The sequence below is a fragment of the Prevotella sp. khp7 genome, from assembly GCF_900109055.1.
Taxonomy (GTDB): domain Bacteria; phylum Bacteroidota; class Bacteroidia; order Bacteroidales; family Bacteroidaceae; genus Prevotella.
Window position 1 is genome coordinate 77605 of record NZ_FOIV01000001.1, and the last position, 18303, is coordinate 95907.

Consider the following 18303-nt stretch of genomic DNA (forward strand, 5'->3'; position numbering starts at 1 on the left):
TGTTGCACCGTATTATTAGAATCTATCTAACTCTTCAACAGGCCAGCCATAGTCCTGATGCTTGCTGTTGAAGTTGGGGAGGGCTTATACCTTGAATTGTTAAAAAAGTCTTGTATTGCGGATGTTTTCCGCATTAACCTAACATGAAATAGGGAAAAAGAACTAACTTTGCACTCGTTCACAGAAAATGAACATGAATCTGTATAACGACGTTGCGATGGTAAAACTACATAAGAAAATGTTCCAGGAACTGACCACAGATGAGCTATACGAACTCCTGAGAGTGCGTAGCGAGGTTTTCGTGGTTGAGCAGAACTGCGTCTATCAGGATATGGACGGCGACGACCAGCAATCTATTCATCTCTGGTTGACCGAAGCTGATAGGGTCGTGGCTTTGGCTCGTGTGTGCCCTGCAGGTACTCACATGAAGGAAATTTCGATTGGCAGAGTCATCACCACAGAACGGGGTAAGGGCTATGGCAAACAGATTATGCTTCATGCCATTGACGCTGCCATCGAACATTTCGGAGCTACCGTTATTGATATTGAGGCACAGGAATATGCTAAAGGATTCTATGAAAACGTGGGATTCAGACAGTCATCTGAGACTTTCATGCTCGATGGCATTCCTCACATTAAAATGACTTGGAGAAGGGTATGAAGAAGATATTGTTCCTTCACGGCTTCTATGCCAGTGGCCAGTGTGTACCGGCTTTGGCGTTGCGCGACTCCTTTGAGGGGCGTGCCGAGGTGCTTACGCCAGACTTGCCGATGCACCCGAAAGAGGCCGTAGGCTTTATCCGTGAACTGATTGACCGTGAGAAACCTGACCTTCTGGTGGGTAACAGCTGCGGTTCGTTCTATGCTCAGATGGTGGCTTCAACCATGGGCATCCCTGCCTTACTTGGAAATCCACACTTCCGGATGACGGAGTTCCTGAAGCAGCGCATCGGCGATCATCAGTACAAATCGCCACGAAAAGACGGCAAGCAGGACTTCACCATCAATGAGGCTTTGATTGAGGAGTTTGCCGAACTGGAGGCTATACAGTTCAACGACTGCAATCCCTGCTACAAAGACCGCATCTGGGGGGTGTTTGGCGAACAGGACACGTTGGCACATTTTGAACCGCTCTTCTTGGAACATTACAGCCATTCGTTCCACTTCCCCGGAGGGCACACGCCGACGGCTGAAGAGGTTCGCACTTGGTATTTGCCCTTGGCTGAGAAGATGCTAAAGCTTTTATGATGATCTCAACGTCAGTGGGACGAATTAATCGTCTGGCGCTCCTTGGTAATAATATTCATCGCTGTCTACCAGCATTATCGGCTTCATATAAAGCTTGATTACCACAAATGCTGGTTTCTCATAATTCTTACGGTTGATGGGTTCTGTCTTCATACACCTAAATTCCGCAGCACATAAATTTAGCTTTGTTTATAAGTGTCATAGCAACAAAAAGTTACCCAACGTTTTGCCATGTCAGATTTCTCACTTACCTTAGTGCTGCATTAAAAGCCAAGCAAAATCGCACATGACATTGCAAAGGTACAAATAAAATCTGAAAAATCACTCTTTTTTATGGAATATTTTACGTAAGAGAGCCTTTCTTGTTACGTGGTGGGGCTATTGACAAAGTTCTGGTTTTTTGGTGCAGCCTGTCTTGGCAATAGAACAAAATAATCATTGAGTTGCAAGGCAAACAAATGTTAAATATGGTCCATTCTACGTCTTAAAATATAAATGAAATCGCCCATCTGCATAAGAAACAGATGGGCGATTATTTGTCAACATATCATTTATTTCAGATTCTTTTTGAAAAAAGCTTCCAGTTTATCCCACGGAATCATGTTCTTGGGCTGACCCTGACCTGCTTTTTCCTCGTAGCCGCCATCGTAGAGGTCGCAATGCGAGGCGCCGGGGATGATGAGCAGCTGCTTGTTCTCGGGATTGGGATTGGGCTCGCCAACAAACTTATAACCCTCAGCTTTGCCATCCACCATATAGTGATAAGCAGCCTCGCCAAAGTAGCGTGAGTGGGCGTCAGCACCGTGCATCACGAGAACGGCAGAGCGGATTTCGTTGATGTAGTAGAGGAAACGGCTGTTGGCGTAGGCCTGCGTGCCGATGACGCGCCAACCATCATTAGAGTTGCCTGAGCGCTTGTGATAACCACGTGTGGTCTTGTAGTAGTCGAAGTAGTCGTGCACGAAGTTGGGGGCCTGTGGAGGCACGGTATCCAATACACCGCCAGCCATTGCGTTGGGGTCGGCCAGACGCTGCTTCGAAAGGTTCTCACGGTTCTTATGGCGAGCTCCTTCTACGTCGAAAGCATCATTATAGTCGTTACCACTGACGCGTGTCATATCATACATCGTTGAGGCTACTGTGGCCTTGATGCGAGTGTCGGCAGCGGCAGCGTTCAGGGCAATGCCTCCCCAACCGCAGATGCCGATGATGCCGATCTTCTCGGCATCTACATTATCCTGCTTCGACAGGAAATCTACGGCTGCCATAAAATCCTCAGTGTTGATGTCGGGCGAAGCTGTGCGACGCGGTTCACCGCTGCTCTCACCCGTGTATGAAGGGTCGAAGGCCAGTGCCACAAAACCACGCTCTGCCATCTTCATGGCATAGAGTCCGCTGCACTGCTCCTTCACGGCTCCGAAAGGACCGCTAACGGCGATAGCTGCCAATTTGCCTTTGGCATCTTTAGGTGTATAGAGGTCGGCAGCCAGTGTCAGGCCATACTGTGTCTCAAATGTCACCTTCTTGTGATTTACCTTCTCGCTCAGGGGGAACACCTTGTCCCACTCCTGCGTCAATGTTGGTGTTGTATTCATACTTTCGTTGTCTTGATTGTTGTTACTCTTTTGTGTGCAGGCTGCGAGCATTCCACTCACCAACGCTGCGGCTAATAAAAACTTTTTCATTGGTATTGAGAACTATTTAGTTAATAGATTATAGGTGGCATCATCCACAGGCTCACACCATTGAGTTTCACTCGACTTCTGTCGCGACTCGGCAGAGCTGATGCGAGCATCGCTCTGCTCTCGCTGCTCCTTCAGTTCGTTGCTGGCTCCTTCCTGCACATCTTTATGATAGGTGAGGTGCTGGAACCATGAGTCCTTCTGTGCACCGTGCCAGTGCTTCACCTCAGCAGGGATGGCGATGACGGTGCCGGGAGTCAGTTCAACAGGAGCCTTGCCCCATTCCTGATACCAACCACGACCAGCCACGCAGATCAACACCTGCACCTGCTTGTGATGGATGTGCCAGTTATTACGGCAACGGGGTTCGAAAGTAACATTCATAACACCACCGCCGACATCTGCCAGATAACTCTGACCAATGAAGTACTTGCCGTAAGGATTAGGCTCGCCTTTGGGCCACTTGGTACTTAGGGTGTAGCCCTCGTTGCAGAGCCAAGCACAGAGTTCATCCACCAACTGCTTTGAATTGCCCATGTTCACGGCACCCTGCTTGTGGGCGGCGAGTTGTGGAGCAACGCCTTCGAGACCACTCAGAGCTGCTACGGTAACTATCTCGCGGTCGGCAGCAGAGAGCTGGTCGCCAGCAAAGATGTCGCCAAAGAGGTGAGACTTCAGATAGTAGTCATCCTGCGGACAGAACTCATAGTTGAAAGGCTTTCCTGAAAGTTGTGTCTGGTTTTTGGTGCCCAGTTCGTAGGCCTTCTTGGCATCATCCCACTCGGCAGGACGCTTCCAAGGCTTGCCTTCCTGCCAGTTAGGCTGTCTGCTCTCTAAGACCTTACTCAGTACTCCAAGTGCATTCAGGCTTCGTGGGAAACCCGTGTAGGCATAGAGCTGCGAGAAAGCCTCCTTCAGTTCGTTGACGGTTACGCCCTTGTCGAGCGCCACACGCACGACTGGCTCCAAACGTTCCATATCACCCTGTGCCATCAGGCAGGCACATGCTACCAATCCCTGCTGACGCTCTGTCAGCGTCTGTGCATCTATTGTAGACATAGTCATTATTGCGATTAAAAATAAAATGATTCTTTGCATTATAATATTACTTTTTTACCATTCTGGATATAAATTCCTTTTGAAGGATTGCTTACCTTCACACCATTCAGCGAGTAGTACGCTCCATCTTCCATACGATTACCATTGACGCTCCTGATGGCTGTCGTGCCCGAAGTCAGAGACAGCATAACGGTGATGTTGCTTTCTCCTGCTTTCAAGAATGTGCGCAACTCACTCTCTGACAGTCCGTCGATTTTGCCTAAGCGAGTATAGCTCCAAGAGTTGCTGGCATAGAAGATGCAGATGTTGCTGCCATTATAGAGCACGATGTCTCCTGCTGTGGTATTCATCTGCTCGTTTTCCGTTGTCAGCGATTTGCCCAGAGGTCCCCATATCTCGAACTGGTTGTCGTTGAGAGTGACCGTAATGGGTGCGTTCTGAAGTGCAGCGACCAACTCGCGTGTAGCCGTATTGTCAACGAGTGTCGCACTTTGCGTTTGTCCATCGATGGTGATATACATTTTATCCATAGTAGTATTCTCATTATCGAAATTCAGTGTCTTGATCCAGTTTTCTATCAGTGAGGCACGATTCCCGTGGTTGCTAGCGTTAATCCACAAGGCTTCGCCCATCCATGTGACATTAGGCAATAACCTCTCGGCATCACTTACCACACCACTGATGCCACTCGAATGGCTCGACACAATCATTCCGACGTGTTTCCCTGCCATCATCGAAGCATTCTGGAACAGGTAGGTCTGCGTGATAGCTGCCATCTGACTCCACCAAAGTGGGGTGACAATGATGATGTTCTGGTAATCGGCCGGTGATTTCGTTACAGGGTCTATTGCAGGGTAACTGCTGGCGTCATTTGGATTAGCCTTGATGGCATTCAGCAACTGAGTGCCCAAGGCATAGTTGTTAGCCTCGTACTGGAGTCCTTTTTCAGTAGGCAGAATCTCCAGCACGTCGGTTTCAATCTGACTAGTCAGTGTGTTTACTATCTCTCGGCAATTGCCTGTGTAACTATAGTATACCACAAGTGTCTTTGCAGTTGTATTTGTACTTAGTAATGTGAGCATGGCGCAAATTACTAAAATCAATCTTTTCATTGTTACCTCTGTTTTTTGAATATCAGTTTCATTGTCTCTGGGTCGAGGGGCTTCATGGTGGGCAGTTTGAGGTCTTTCACCATGTGGAGCGTGCCCTGCTTGTACTTTTGGAAGTGGTCGGTCTTCAAGTGCTGCTGATAAGCTTCCTCAGAGGCATAGATCTCGAGGATGCGAATCTGGCATGAGTCCTCAGCACTCTGCATGGGGTAGAGACAGATGACACCAGGCTCGCGCTCTATGCTCAGACGGTCCACCTCGTTGGCAAAGGTCAAGTATTCCTCCAAATACTGTGGAAAAACCTCAATCTCAGCAATGCGGACAATCAAATGTTTATCTATCACGCCCTGAGCGAAACCGTTTGCTGCTATCATAAGAACCAGCAATAATGCTTTAACTTTCAATTATCAAATGTCAATTATCAATTATAAACTTTCTTTCAGAATCTCTGCCACGTCCTCCTTTGACAGATTCAAATAGCCAGCGGGATAGATGACGGTAGTATCGGTGATACCTGCAATCATATCCTCAGTGGCACCAATTTCGCTGATGGTTAGTGGCAGACCTATCTCTAGCATCCAGGCTCTTAGAGCCTGCAAGCCTGCTTTGGCTATCTGCTCGTCGGTCATGCCGTCACCACTGATGTTCCACACGTTCTTGGCGAAGCGCACAAACTTAGGTAGACCATTCTTCATGGCGCGGCGATAGTAGGCCATCGAGACGGAGGCCAGTGCATAGCCGTGAGGGGCATGTGTCCAGGCACCCACGCTGTGACCAATCATGTGAACCATCCAATCCTCCTTCTTGCCCAGTCCGATGAGGGTGTTCAGTGCCCATGTGGCCGTCCACATGATGTTGGAGCGTGCCTCGTAGTCCTGCGGATTTCTCACAGCGATGCGGCTGCTGTGGATGACGGAGCGCATCAGTCCCTCTGAGAGGTAGTCGCTGGTGTTGTCATCGAAATCGCTGAAGTACTGCTCCATGATGTGGTTCATGATGTCGTAGATACCCGCCTTCATCTGGTTCTCGGGTACGGTCATCGTGAACTTCGGGTTGAGGATAGAGAACTTAGGCATCAGACGAGAGTCGAACACATGCCCCACCTTGAAAGTATGCTCTGCATCGGTAATCACCGTGCCGGCATTCATCTCAGAGCCTGTGCCAGCCATCGTCAAGATGCAGCCTACGGGTAATAGTCGCTGGCCTTCGGCGGGATTCTGCTGTTTCAGCCAGAACTGATCCCAATAGTCACCTTCGTAATAGACTGATGCCGCCACCGCCTTTGAATAGTCGCACACGCTGCCGCCGCCAAGGGCTAGAATCAGGTCCACCTCGTTCTCGCGGGCAATCTTGACACCCTCGCGCAGTTTCTCTAATGTAGGATTGGTCATCACACCAGAATTCTCCACGATCGTTTTGCCGGCCTCCTTCAGGATGGCCACCACCTGGTCGTAGATGCCGTTGCGTTTCACACTGCCGCTACCATAGTTGAGCAGTACCACTGGGCCGTAGTTCTTCAGTTCGTCCTTGAGGAAGTTCAGGGACTCGTCACCAAAATACAGTTTGGTGGGGTTGTAATAAGAAAAGTTTCCAAACATAGTTGTATTCTGTTTTTTTATCCGTAATTCTGTATCAAGTACTTCACAAACAGTGGGTCGCCGAAGTTGATGGTGCCCGTGTCGTGCTGGTTCATCTGGGCGATCTGTGCCATATCGTAGTCACTAAGTGTGAAGTCGAATACGTCAAAGTTCTGTGCCATACGTTCTTTATGGCTCGACTTGGGAATAGCTACGATGCCACGCTGAGTGAGCCAGCGGAGGGCGACCTGTGCAGCGCTCTTGTCATACTTGGCTCCGATGGCTGTCAGCGTCTCACTTTTCACGATGCCGTCGACTCCCTGTCCGCCAAGCGGTCCCCAGGCCATTACCATTGTTCCAAATTCAGCATGAATCGGCTCGATGCCCGTCTGCTGGATGAGCGTGTTACACTGCAGCTGGTTCACCATTGGCTTCACCTCCACATAGTGGGCAAAGTCGAAGAAGCGACCTGCCTGGAAGTTGCTGACACCGATGGCTCGTACTTTGCCAGAACGGTAGGCCTTCTCCATTGCCCGCCACGTGCCAAACACGTCACCGTAAGCCTGATGGATGAGCAGCAGGTCGATATACTCCGTCTGCAACTTGCGCAGGCTCTCGTCGATGCTCTTCGCTGCCTTTTCCTCGCCATTGTTCGATATCCATACCTTCGTCACGAGGAATAGATCCTCACGCTTCAGTCCACTCTTGCGCCAGGCATTGCCGACGCCTTCCTCATTCTGGTAGGCCTGCGCCGTGTCTATCAATCGATAGCCCACCTCTAAGGCATCGCTTACGCAACGTTCACACTCGTCAGGGCTTACGAGAAACACACCGTAGCCCAAGGTCGGCATTTCTACGCCGTTGTATAGTTTTATGTACTTCATATTATTTCAATCCATTAATCCATTTCTCTACTTTCGCCTTCTCTGTACGCACCTCGTGTCCGTAGATGCTAAAGCCTTTTGTGACGTTTGCACCAGGGAATGCTACCTTCACGTCGTCTACACAGTTGGCCAGACCTGAGCCCTCATGGGTAGTGAATGGAATGACGGTTTTGCCCTTCAAGTCGTTAGCGTGCTTCTTGAAAAAGGTGAACATCACCTGCGGATAGGTTCCCCACCATACAGGACCTCCGATGAAGATGGTGTCGTAACTACTCAAATCAATATCGCCTTCATACTCAGGCAGTTCGCCGTTCTTGGTTTCTTCCTGTGCCAACTTAATGAGCGGATTGTAAGCCATGCCATCGTACTTATGTGTCACGATTTCAAACTGCTCAGCACCAGTCAACTCCGTGATACAGTCGGCCACAATCTTTGTGTTGCCCACCTCGATGTTTCCCACTGCGTAGTTGTCTCCCGCATGCGAGAAGAACACTACTATTGCCTTTGAATCCTTCTTCATAACTTTCTCCTGTTTTGCGCCACCACTGCATGCTGTGGATACGAGCAGACCGATGACGGCTGTGATGATACTCCTGATATTCATAATCGTTTTTTTTAAAACTGGATGCAAGTGAAGTGCAAGGCGAACGCAGAGTCGATTTTACTCGAACTATGCTGAGCCGCAGCCTTCACTCGCGGCGTGATTTCCTATCACGCTGCAAAGATACGACGTTTTTTTGATACGATTGTTTCACAAATTACGTCACGATTTTTACTTTTTGCAGAAATCGTTTGTTTGTATCATAATTAATGTGTATCTTCGCACCCAAAAGACAACGATATGGAGGTGGATTTTCAGTATTCTACAGACTTCAATGGGGTGAATTCCAATGAGTTGAGCCACACCTGCATGCATTTGCTATGCTTGGCAGGGGAGGGCAGTTTCGTGTTCAACGAGCATTGTTACCACATAGTCAAAAACGACCTGGTAGTGATTCCGATGCCCGATAGAGTAAAGAACCTTGCGGGACATGCCGATTTACAGGTGGAGTGGTTTGCTGCCGACTATAAGTTCCTGCAGAACCTGTTGCCATCGAACAATTACAGCATAGGTGGCAGTATCTCGCTGAACCAAGACCCAGTCATCAAACTGACAGATGAACAAGTAGAGCATCTGTTGGATGACTTCCAGCGTCTGCGCGACCGCATGAACGATAGTCACTTACAGTTCTATCGTGAATTGATGGGCAGTCTCTGCTTGACGATGATGTATGACATTTTTGAAGCCCATGCCCAGCGTGATGCCTCCGATTTACACACCGATCGTACGGCCTATATTGTAAAACAGCTGATGGCACTGCTGGCTACTGGCATCAGCCGAACGGAACGCGAAGTGAGTTATTATGCCGAACGGCTGAATGTATCGCCAAAGTATCTCTCAGCCACCATCAAGCGTGTGACAGGGCATAGTGTCACATCGTACATTGACCGCCATACCATACCTATACTGAAAGAATATCTGAATGATGAACGCCTGTCCCTCACTCAGATAGCAGAACTTATGAATTTTACTACTCTTTCTTATTTTAGTCGTTACTGCACCAAGCATCTTGGTAAGTCGCCCAGCGAATACCGTCTGAGCCTGCAGCCGAGGTAAAACCACTTAGTTCTTCTTATACTCGCCGGGAGTCATGCCGGTGAGGCGACGGAAGTATTTTGAGAAGAATGAGGGATTGGCAAAATGCATCTCATCTGCAATCTGTGCTGCAGGTTTATCCGTGTGGCGCAGTTCTATTTTTATACGCGTGATGAGGGCACGGTCAATCCAGTCTTTGGCTGTGACGCTGCTTGTTTGGCGGATAATGGTGTTCAGGTAGCGCTCAGTTAGACACATGCGGTCGGCATAGTATCCTATCTGATGATGTTCGGCACAGTGTTGGGTAACCAGTTGGAGGAAGCGGTCGAAGATGGTCTGCTCGCGCGAACGACTGCTGGCCTGTTGGTCGATCTGCTGCTGGAACAGCTGGTTGTAGTGGTGCATCTGGGCAGCTACGAGGGCTGTGACGGTGGGACGATGATAGTCGTCGGAGGCATGAACCATTTGCCAGATAGTGTCCAGAATATGTCTGGCAGTAGCGATATTCTCTTCGCTGACAAGTAACTGGAAGTCGCGCACCTGCCCGTTGAAGGCCGACGGCATCTGTCCCTGTGCAAAGGGCATGGGGAAGTTAAAAAAAAGTCCCATTCCGAAGATGCGGAGGTCAGGCGACAGACGCTTGGGATGGATGATGGTACCAGGACCGATATAGACGAGTGTGCCGCTCGTAAGGTGGCGGTCTTGCAGGTTGATGGTAATTTCAGCCTCGCCGTTCATGATGATGCCCAAACGGTGATCATTGATGGTAAAAGGTGGCTTTTGGCGCATCAGCAGACTGAACACCGTGCTGTCGCCGCGAACCATTGCCAGTTCGCTATTCATGAATATATGCTCGCGCATTTGCGAGAGGTGTGGTGTGAGAATGTCGCGCATTCGTGTGGCATCCATCAGTTGCGGTTGTCTGTTCATAATACGTCCTTTTTTGTTGGCAAAGATAATCATTTTCCGCGAAACAATGCTCTGTTTATGTATAAATCGAACAAAAAGAACATTTCCCCATTCTTACAGATAACACCACGATGAAAAAAACATCGTACTTTTGCATCCGGAATTCAATGACAAAAGATGATATGAAGAAATTGTTTTTAGCTTTGACGATGTTGCCCATGCTGGTACAGGGGCAGACGCTGGAAGAGTGTCAGCAGGCAGCAGAGAAGAATTATCCGCTGATACGGCAGTATGGACTTGTCGAGAAGACCACCCAGCTGACGGTAGCCAATATCCAGAAGGGATGGCTACCGCAAGTGTCGGCAACCGCACAAGCCACCTACCAGAGTGATGTGACGGCGTGGCCCGATGAAATGAAAACGATGATGAGCGGTATGGGCATCGACATGAAGGGGCTGACGAAGGACCAGTATCGAGTGGGTATCGATGTGCAGCAGACCATCTATGACGGTGGCATCATTGGCAGTCAGAAACGTATAGCTCATGAACAAGGCAAGGTGCAGGCAGCTCAGAACGAAGTCAATATTTATAATGTTCGCAAGCGCGTGAATGAGATGTATTTCAGTTTGTTGCTGATTGACGAACAAATCAAGTTGAACAATGACCTACAGACATTGTTGGCAGGCAACGAACGCAAACTGGAGGCGATGACCAGGCGGGGAACAGCTGCCGAGAGCGACCTGCAGAATGTGAAGGCAGAGCGTCTTAACGCGATACAGAAAGCCACCGAACTGGCATCGCAGAAGCAGATGTTACAGCGCATGCTGAGTACATTCTGTGGGATGGAGGTGACGGAGGTACGGAAACCACTGGTGAAGGCTGATGGCGGAGGTATGATGGCTGAAAACCGTCGTCCGGAACTGAAGGCGATGGATGCACAGATCAGTGTGCTGAAAGCTCAGGAGAAGGCACTCAACGCCGCGCTGATGCCGAAGGTAGGCGTGTTTGCTCAGGGCTTCTACGGTTATCCGGGCCTGAATATGTTTGAGGATATGATGCGCCATAAATGGAGCCTGAACGGCATCGTCGGTGCACGGGTAACGTGGAACATCGGTGCCCTCTATACCCGCAAGAACGACAAGGCAAAACTGCAGTTGCAGCGTGATATGACAGAAAACAACCGGGAGGTATTCCTCTTCAATAACAACCTGGAACAGATTCAGCAGCACGAGAACATCGCACGCTACCAGAAACTGATGGTCCAAGACGGCGAGATTATCGCGCTGCGACAGGCTGTGAGAAAAGCGGCAGAGTCGAAGCTGGCACACGGCATCATCGACGTGAATGACCTGGTGCGCGAGATCAATCAGGAGCATGCTGCCTGTGTGCAACAGTCGGTACACGAGATAGAGATGCTGAAAGATATATACGACAACAAATACACGACAAATCAATAAGTATATGAAAAAAATATATGTATTGGCAGGTGTGGCGCTGATGATGACAGCCTGCGGAAACAACGAGAAAGAATACGATGCAACGGGCACGTTCGAGGCTACCGAGACGACCGTGTTTGCCGAACAGAGTGGGGCATTGCTGTCGTTTGACGTGAACGAGGGCGACAAGATGGAGGCAGTCCGAGAGGTGGGACTTATTGACACCACGCAGACGTGGCTGAAGATTCAGCAGATGGACGCTACCAAAGCGGTGTATCAGAGTCAGAAACCCGATATGGAACGCCAGATAGCTGCCACACGCCAGCAGTTGGCTAAGGCCCAGCAGGATGAGCAGCGCTACCGCGAACTGGTAGCTGATGGGGCTGCCCCATCGAAGATGTTCGACGATGCCACGAGTCAGGTGAAGGTGCTGCAGAAACAGTTGGATGCGCAGATATCATCGTTGAGCACCAGCACGCAAGCTCTCGACAAGCAGATGGCAGCTGCGGAGATTCAGAAAGCACAGTTGCAGGATATGCTGCGCAAGTGTCACATCTTAACTCCCATAAAAGGTATTATCCTCGAGAAATATGTGGAACAGGGCGAGTTCGTGAGTGTTGGAAAACCATTATTTAAGATAGCCGATACCGAGTCAATGAAACTGCGTGCCTATGTTACTTCTGCTCAGTTGCAGAATCTCAAGATTGGACAGAAGGTAAAGGTATTTGCTAACTATGGTGACGGGCAGCGCAAGGAGTATGCAGGTACGATCAGCTGGATATCGTCTCGTTCGGAGTTTACACCCAAGACCATCCTCACCGACGATGAGCGTGCCGACCTGGTGTATGCCGTCAAGGTAACTATCAAAAATGATGGATTCGTGAAGATTGGTATGTACGGCGAGGTGAAATTACATGAAAAGTGAATAATTTGCTACCGCTATGGATGCTATTGTTGTTAATAACGTATCAAAGTCGTACGGGCGGGTGCAGGCACTCAGCGATGTGTCGTTTGCTGTCGGCAAGGGCGAGGTGTTCGGACTGATAGGTCCCGATGGTGCCGGCAAGACATCGATGTTTCGCATCCTCTGTTCGCTGTTGCTGCCCGATGCAGGCACGGCGACTGTAGATGGCTACGATGTGGTGAAACAGATGCGCGAGGTGCGCTCCCGAGTGGGCTATATGCCGGGCAAGTTCTCGCTATACCAAGATCTCACTATCGAGGAGAACCTGAACTTCTTTGCCACGCTTTTCGGAACGACTGTTGATGAAGGTTACGATAGTATCAAAGCCATATACTCGCAGATAGAATGCTTCAAAGACCGCAAGGCAGGAGCACTCTCGGGCGGTATGAAGCAGAAGCTGGCGCTCTCGTGTGCATTGGTACACCACCCCAGTGTACTCTTCCTCGACGAGCCCACCACGGGTGTTGATCCCGTGAGTCGTAAGGAGTTGTGGGAGATGTTGCTTATGTTGAAGGAACAAGGAATAACGATCTTGGCTTCAACGCCTTATCTTGATGAAGTTCGTTGCTGTGAACGCGTCGCTTTTCTGGATCAGGGGCAGGTGCGCGGCATTGGCACTCCCGATGATATTCTCTCTCAGTTTGCCAGTATCTTCAATCCGCCAGGCATAGATAAGAGTGAAGAGTTAAAAGATAAGAGTGAAGAGTCGGAGAATGTCATTGAAGTAGAACATCTGGTAAAAGCCTTTGGCGATTTCCATGCAGTTGACGACATCTCGTTCAGTGTAAAAAGGGGCGAGATATTCGGATTCCTGGGTGCCAACGGTGCAGGTAAGACGACGGCGATGCATATGCTGACAGGTCTGAATCAGCCCACCAGTGGAACGGGTAGGGTAGTAGGTTTCGACATCCGTACGGAATATGAACAAATTAAGAAGCATATAGGCTATATGTCGCAGCGGTTCTCGCTCTACGAAGACTTGACCGTTGCCGAGAATATCCGTCTCTTTGCCGGCATCTACGGCATGAAACCCTATGAGGTGAAGTGTAAGATGGACGAGGTGCTGCGGCAGTTGAAGTTTGAAGACCATCGCGATGATTTAGTAGGTTCTTTACCATTGGGCTGGAAGCAGAAACTGGCCTTCTCCGTCTCGATATTCCACGACCCAGGTGTGGTGTTCCTTGACGAACCCACGGGTGGTGTTGATCCCGCTACGCGCCGCCAGTTCTGGGAGCTCATCTACGACGCTGCCCATCGTGGCATCACGGTCTTTGTGACCACTCACTATATGGACGAGGCAGATTATTGTGACCGCATCTCTATCATGGTGGACGGCAAAATAAGCGCACTAGGTACACCCGACGAACTGAAACAGCGTTTCCACCAACCTGATATGGACAATGTGTTTACCTATCTGGCCCGTCAGGCCACCCGTTCAAGCGATTAAGTGTATGAAACAGTTTATAGCATTTGTAATCAAGGAAACCAAACATATTCTGCGTGACAAGCGCACGATGCTGATACTCTTTGGTATGCCCGTAGTGATGATGCTGCTCTTCGGCTTCGCCATCACCACTGATGTGAAGAATGTGCGCACGGTGGTAGTCACCTCTGAAATGTCGCCCCGTACTCAGCAGGCTGTAGAACGACTGGCACAATCGGAATACTTCGTTATCACTCAGATGGTGAATACCCCGCAGGATGCCGAACAGCTCATCCGCAGCCAAAAGGCCGATATGGCACTGGTGTTTGCACAGGGTCGTGGCGTGCAGATGATGGTTGACGGCAGCGACCCTAATATGGCGCAGCAATGGACCACCTACGCCCGACAGACTATTGCCAACTCTTCACTTTCCACGATTCACTCTCAACTGTTATACAACCCCCAGATGAAGTCGGCTTATAATTTCGTGCCTGCCATCATGGGTATGTTGTTGATGCTCATCTGTGCCATGATGACCTCGATATCCATCGTGCGCGAGAAAGAGAAAGGTACTATGGAGGTGCTGTTGGTATCGCCCGTGCGCCCCTTGATGGTGATTATCGCTAAGGCAGTGCCTTATCTGGTACTAGCCTTCGGCATCCTTATTACCATCTTGTTGATGGCACGTTTCGTGTTGGGAGTACCCTTGGCTGGTTCGCTGTTCTGGATTCTGGCTGTGAGCACCCTCTATATCCTGCTGGCGCTCTCGTTGGGACTGCTCATCTCTAACATGGCACAGACGCAACTTGTGGCCCTGCTGCTATCAGCTATGGTGTTACTCATGCCTGTGGTCATGTTGTCGGGCATGCTGTTTCCGGTAGAGTCGATGCCGCAAGTGCTGCAATGGCTGGCTGCTGTGGTTCCGCCACGCTACTATATCGAGGCCATGCGCAAGCTGATGATTATGGGTGTGGGCATTGGCGAAGTGGCTCGCGAGGTGGCTGTGCTGGCAGGTATGACGGTGGTGTTGCTGGCCATAGCGCTGAAGAAGTTTAATGTAAGATTGGAGTAACTGATATGACACTGAAATATCTCATACAAAAAGAGTTCCTGCAGATACGTCGTAATGCGTTTCTGCCCAAACTCATTGTCATGTTCCCGATTGTCATCATGTGCGTGATGCCGTGGGTGATGCAGATGGAAGTGAAGAACATCGTGGTAGATGTGGTTGACATAGACCACACCGTGGAGTCGCAGCGGTTGGTACAGCAGATTGCAGCATCCAACTATTTCATCTTCGGTGGACAGAAGGGTACCTACGCTGAAGCGATGAAAGACATTGAGAAGGGTAAGGCCGATGTCATCCTCGAGATTCGCGGTGGCAAGTATCTCATTGCAGCCAATGCCGTCAACGGCACCAAAGGCTCAATGGGTAGCGCCTATCTGAGTCAGATAGTCAGTGCTCCTGTCTCAACGCTTTCAGCCGCTTCCGTGCTTACCCTCTACAATAAACAACAGAACTACAAACTCTACATGATTCCCGCCCTCTTTGCCATTGTGATGATGCTGATGACGGGCTTTCTGCCCACACTCAACATCGTTGGCGAGAAAGAGGCAGGCACCATCGAACAGATCAACGTTACGCCCGTTTCCAAGTGGTCGTTCATCCTCGCCAAACTTATCCCTTACTGGCTCATTGCGCTGTTTGTCATCACCGTGTGCTTGTTGTTGGCGTGGTTCGTTTATGGCATCACACCTGCAGGTCCCGTGTGGCTCATCTACGTGCTTGCTATGCTGCTGGCGCTGTTCTTCTCTTCTTTCGGACTCATCGTGTCCAACTACTCCGACACCATGCAGCAGGCCATGTTCGTGATGTGGTTCTTTGTGGTGAGCATCATGTTGCTGTCGGGACTTTTCACCCCTACGCGATCCATGCCCCAGTGGGCGTATCTTACCACCTATATCAACCCCATGCACTACTTCATTGATGCCATCCGCACCGTCTTCATCCGTGGTGGTGGGCTGCACGAAACTGCCCATCAGGTCTTAGCCCTTGCTGGCATCGGTACGCTGATGGGTTGTTGGGCCGTACAGAGCTATAAAAAGAATAGTTAATCTATTTACCCACGCAGAATCTACTTTCCCACGCAGAAGTTTTTAAAGATATTTCCGAGTACTTCGTTGGGGACAATGCGGCCTTGGCCTGTGATGTCTGAGAGATCGTCTAAGACGAGGTTCAAGTCTTCAGAGATGAGGTCTCCGCTGAGGCCGGTCTCCAAGCCTGCGATGACACGGGTAAGGTTGTCGTGGGCGTGGATGAGTGACTGATATTGGCGGGCAGAGGTTACGATAATGTCACTCTCTGTGAGCTCGGGGATATGAGCGGCTTCATAGATGGCTTGTTCAAGGGCATCGATGCCCTGTCCTTGCTTGGCGGAAATCTGCAGTTGCTTGACAGAATCTTGACTTGAGTCAGGGGATGCTCCGATTTTAAGAGGTGCATTCTTGTCAATCTTATTCTGTATGATAATCAATGATTTATCATTGCATCGTTCTTGCATGTCTTCAAGTTCTGAAGCGCTTGGCGCTACATCGAGAAGCCAAAGCACAATGCGCGCTTTCTCGATGGTGGAATAGGTGCGAGTGATGCCTATCAGCTCTACCTCGTCTGTGGTCTGGCGGATGCCTGCTGTATCTATGAATCGGAAGGTGATACCCTGGATGTCTATCGTATCCTCAATGGTGTCTCTTGTCGTACCATGTACGTCGGAAACAATAGCACGATCGTCTCTCAGCAGACGATTGAGAAGCGTTGATTTTCCAACGTTTGTCTTGCCGACAATGGCGACGGGAATGCCGTTCTTGAGTGCTTGTCCTGTCTCGAAACTCTTGGCGAGTCTGAGAATGTGACTGTCAATAGTTTTGGTGAGCTCAAGTAATTCGCTTCGGTCGGCAAACTCAAGGTCTTCGTGGTCTGAGAAATCGAGCTCGAGCTCGAGGAGCGATGTTAGTTTGAGCAGTTGTTCACGTAGACGTGAAAGCTCTGATGAGAAATAGCCTCGCAGCTGATTCAACGCAATGTCGTGGCTGGCTTTGTTGGATGAGGCTATCAAGTCGGCTACGGCTTCGGCCTGTGAGAGATCCATCTTACCGTTGAGGTAGGCACGCTGGGTAAACTCGCCTGGTCCTGCCATCCGACAACCGTGCTGAATGAGCAGTTCGAGAACCTTATTTAATATATAGCGTGAACCATGGCATGATATTTCTGCAGATTCTTCGCCTGTATAGCTGTGGGGAGAGCGGAATACGCTTACCAGCACCTCATCGACAATGCTGTTCCCGTCTTTGATGTGGCCATAGTGAATGGTGTTGGGTTGGGCATCGGTGAGTGACTTGGTGAAGACATGAGATAGAATCTCAAGCGCCTGAGGGCCTGAGATTCTTATGATTCCGAGTGCTCCGCCTGGAGCCGTTGCAAGCGCGCAGATTGTATCGATCATATTCTGTCGAGAACTTTCTCGATAAGTGTGTCTATACTATTCTTGTATTCGGTATTCATCTCTGTGGTGTAGCGGTTGGCGATGACCATGCAACATGTCATGGCGCGATGTCCGAGCAAAGAAGCCATACCTGCAAGGGCTGACGACTCCATCTCGAAATTACAGATCTTCATACCTTCATACTCAAAGCTCTCGATTTTCTCGTTCTGCTTCGGATCTTCCAGATTGGCACGAAGCACACGGCCCTGAGGACCATAGAATCCACCACATGAGATGGTGTAACCACGTACCATATCATCCTGAGCAATCTGATCGATAAGCTCTTTATCTGCTACAGATACGTATGGAGAACCTTTAATGGGATTCCACTTCATGTGCTTCTTGAAAGCCTCTTCAAGCTGCAGGTCGCATACCTCGTTACGGCCAGCATAGTAGTTTAACAGTCCGTCAAAACCGATGCTCTTGACGCTGGCAACGAAGCAACCAGTAGGGGTGTTGGGCTGAAGACCACCACATGTGCCGATACGAACCATCGTCAATGTGCGGTGATTGGCCTTCTCTTCGCGGGTATTGTAATCGATGTTGGCAAGTGTGTCGAGCTCGTTGGCTACGATGTCGATGTTATCGCATCCGATACCATGACTCTGTACTGTGATTCGCTTACCTTTATATGTACCGGTGATTGTATGGAACTCGCGGCTGCTAACGTCGCACTCCTTGGTGTCGAAGTGGGCAGCAACAGTATCTACTCGGGCGGGATCGCCCACAAGGATAATCTTGTCGGCCAACTGCTCTGGTTTCAGATGCAGATGGAAGCATGAGCCGTCGGCATTAATAATCAGTTCTGATTCTGGAAAATGTTTCTTACTCATAGAC

Annotated in this window: 19 protein-coding genes; 8 read left to right on the top strand and 11 right to left on the bottom strand. The window is 49.7% G+C overall.

Going from position 1 to position 18303, the window contains the following annotated elements:
• Nucleotides 1-187 precede the first annotated feature (187 nt).
• Together BMX82_RS00300 and BMX82_RS00305 are read left to right on the top strand one after the other, a co-directional pair.
• Nucleotides 188-661, top strand: a complete 474-nt coding sequence (locus tag BMX82_RS00300; protein ID WP_197051327.1) for a GNAT family N-acetyltransferase — start codon at nt 188-190, stop codon at nt 659-661.
• Complete coding sequence (locus BMX82_RS00305) at nt 658-1248, top strand: YqiA/YcfP family alpha/beta fold hydrolase (protein WP_091765101.1); 591 nt, start codon at nt 658-660, stop codon at nt 1246-1248. The genes BMX82_RS00300 and BMX82_RS00305 overlap by 4 nt, the downstream gene beginning before the upstream one ends.
• A gap of 24 nt (nt 1249-1272) precedes the next feature.
• On the opposite strand, the gene BMX82_RS13140 is transcribed toward BMX82_RS00305, so the two are convergent.
• The 8 genes from BMX82_RS13140 to BMX82_RS00340 all read right to left on the bottom strand — a co-directional run bounded on the left by BMX82_RS13140 (nt 1273) and on the right by BMX82_RS00340 (nt 8163).
• On the bottom strand, nt 1273-1401 hold the full coding sequence (locus BMX82_RS13140; protein WP_255396513.1) for a hypothetical protein: 129 nt from the start codon (nt 1399-1401) through the stop codon (nt 1273-1275).
• A gap of 398 nt (nt 1402-1799) precedes the next feature.
• Entirely contained in the window at nt 1800-2933 is a 1134-nt protein-coding gene (locus BMX82_RS00310) for an alpha/beta hydrolase (protein WP_218142008.1), read from the bottom strand.
• 12 nt (nt 2934-2945) lie between these two features.
• Nucleotides 2946-3989, bottom strand: coding sequence for a carboxymuconolactone decarboxylase family protein (locus BMX82_RS00315; RefSeq protein ID WP_091766157.1), 1044 nt, complete (start codon nt 3987-3989; stop codon nt 2946-2948).
• Between the two features lie 38 nt (nt 3990-4027).
• Nucleotides 4028-5101: a cyclophilin-like fold protein gene (locus BMX82_RS00320; protein WP_091765105.1), complete on the bottom strand. Its 1074-nt coding sequence runs from the start codon at nt 5099-5101 to the stop codon at nt 4028-4030.
• A 2-nt stretch (nt 5102-5103) separates the two neighbouring features.
• Nucleotides 5104-5472 carry a putative quinol monooxygenase gene (locus tag BMX82_RS00325; protein ID WP_051949778.1) on the bottom strand — a complete coding sequence of 123 codons (369 nt, stop codon included), beginning with the start codon at nt 5470-5472 and terminating at the stop codon, nt 5104-5106.
• A 51-nt stretch (nt 5473-5523) separates the two neighbouring features.
• A complete protein-coding gene (locus BMX82_RS00330) occupies nt 5524-6696 on the bottom strand; it encodes an iron-containing alcohol dehydrogenase (protein ID WP_091765108.1) in 1173 nt (390 codons plus the stop codon).
• A 17-nt stretch (nt 6697-6713) separates the two neighbouring features.
• Nucleotides 6714-7559 (bottom strand): aldo/keto reductase, encoded by an 846-nt coding sequence (locus BMX82_RS00335; RefSeq protein ID WP_091765111.1) that lies wholly within the window; start codon nt 7557-7559, stop codon nt 6714-6716.
• A gap of 1 nt (nt 7560) precedes the next feature.
• Nucleotides 7561-8163, bottom strand: coding sequence for a flavodoxin (locus BMX82_RS00340; RefSeq protein WP_091765114.1), 603 nt, complete (start codon nt 8161-8163; stop codon nt 7561-7563).
• Between the two features lie 237 nt (nt 8164-8400).
• Here BMX82_RS00340 and BMX82_RS00345 point away from each other — a divergent pair, with 237 nt between their 5' ends.
• Nucleotides 8401-9216: a helix-turn-helix domain-containing protein gene (locus BMX82_RS00345; RefSeq protein WP_255396514.1), complete on the top strand. Its 816-nt coding sequence runs from the start codon at nt 8401-8403 to the stop codon at nt 9214-9216.
• 6 nt (nt 9217-9222) lie between these two features.
• On the opposite strand, the gene BMX82_RS00350 is transcribed toward BMX82_RS00345, so the two are convergent.
• Nucleotides 9223-10125: a helix-turn-helix domain-containing protein gene (locus tag BMX82_RS00350; RefSeq protein ID WP_177171978.1), complete on the bottom strand. Its 903-nt coding sequence runs from the start codon at nt 10123-10125 to the stop codon at nt 9223-9225.
• 161 nt (nt 10126-10286) lie between these two features.
• Between BMX82_RS00350 and BMX82_RS00355 the strand changes: the two genes are divergently transcribed.
• Genes BMX82_RS00355 through BMX82_RS00375 form a run of 5 tightly spaced genes read left to right on the top strand, consistent with a single transcriptional unit; the run spans nt 10287 to nt 16042 of the window.
• Nucleotides 10287-11561, top strand: a complete 1275-nt coding sequence (locus BMX82_RS00355) for a TolC family protein (protein ID WP_091766165.1) — start codon at nt 10287-10289, stop codon at nt 11559-11561.
• Nucleotides 11562-11565: 4 nt separating this feature from the next.
• On the top strand, nt 11566-12465 hold the full coding sequence (locus BMX82_RS00360) for an HlyD family secretion protein (protein ID WP_091765120.1): 900 nt from the start codon (nt 11566-11568) through the stop codon (nt 12463-12465).
• Nucleotides 12466-12481: 16 nt separating this feature from the next.
• Complete coding sequence (locus BMX82_RS00365; RefSeq protein WP_091765122.1) at nt 12482-13951, top strand: ATP-binding cassette domain-containing protein; 1470 nt, start codon at nt 12482-12484, stop codon at nt 13949-13951.
• A gap of 4 nt (nt 13952-13955) precedes the next feature.
• Nucleotides 13956-14999, top strand: a complete 1044-nt coding sequence (locus BMX82_RS00370; RefSeq protein ID WP_091765125.1) for an ABC transporter permease — start codon at nt 13956-13958, stop codon at nt 14997-14999.
• Between the two features lie 5 nt (nt 15000-15004).
• The gene (locus BMX82_RS00375; protein WP_091765128.1) at nt 15005-16042 is read left to right on the top strand and encodes an ABC transporter permease; all 1038 of its coding nucleotides are present in this window, start codon (nt 15005-15007) and stop codon (nt 16040-16042) included.
• A 20-nt stretch (nt 16043-16062) separates the two neighbouring features.
• Here the strand turns inward: BMX82_RS00375 and mnmE are convergent, their stop codons facing one another.
• Both mnmE and BMX82_RS00385 read right to left on the bottom strand, forming a co-directional pair.
• Entirely contained in the window at nt 16063-17427 is a 1365-nt protein-coding gene (gene mnmE / locus BMX82_RS00380) for a tRNA uridine-5-carboxymethylaminomethyl(34) synthesis GTPase MnmE (protein WP_091765131.1), read from the bottom strand.
• Nucleotides 17424-18299 (bottom strand): nucleoside phosphorylase, encoded by an 876-nt coding sequence (locus BMX82_RS00385; RefSeq protein ID WP_036911994.1) that lies wholly within the window; start codon nt 18297-18299, stop codon nt 17424-17426. The genes mnmE and BMX82_RS00385 overlap by 4 nt, the downstream gene beginning before the upstream one ends.
• Nucleotides 18300-18303: the final 4 nt, after the last annotated feature.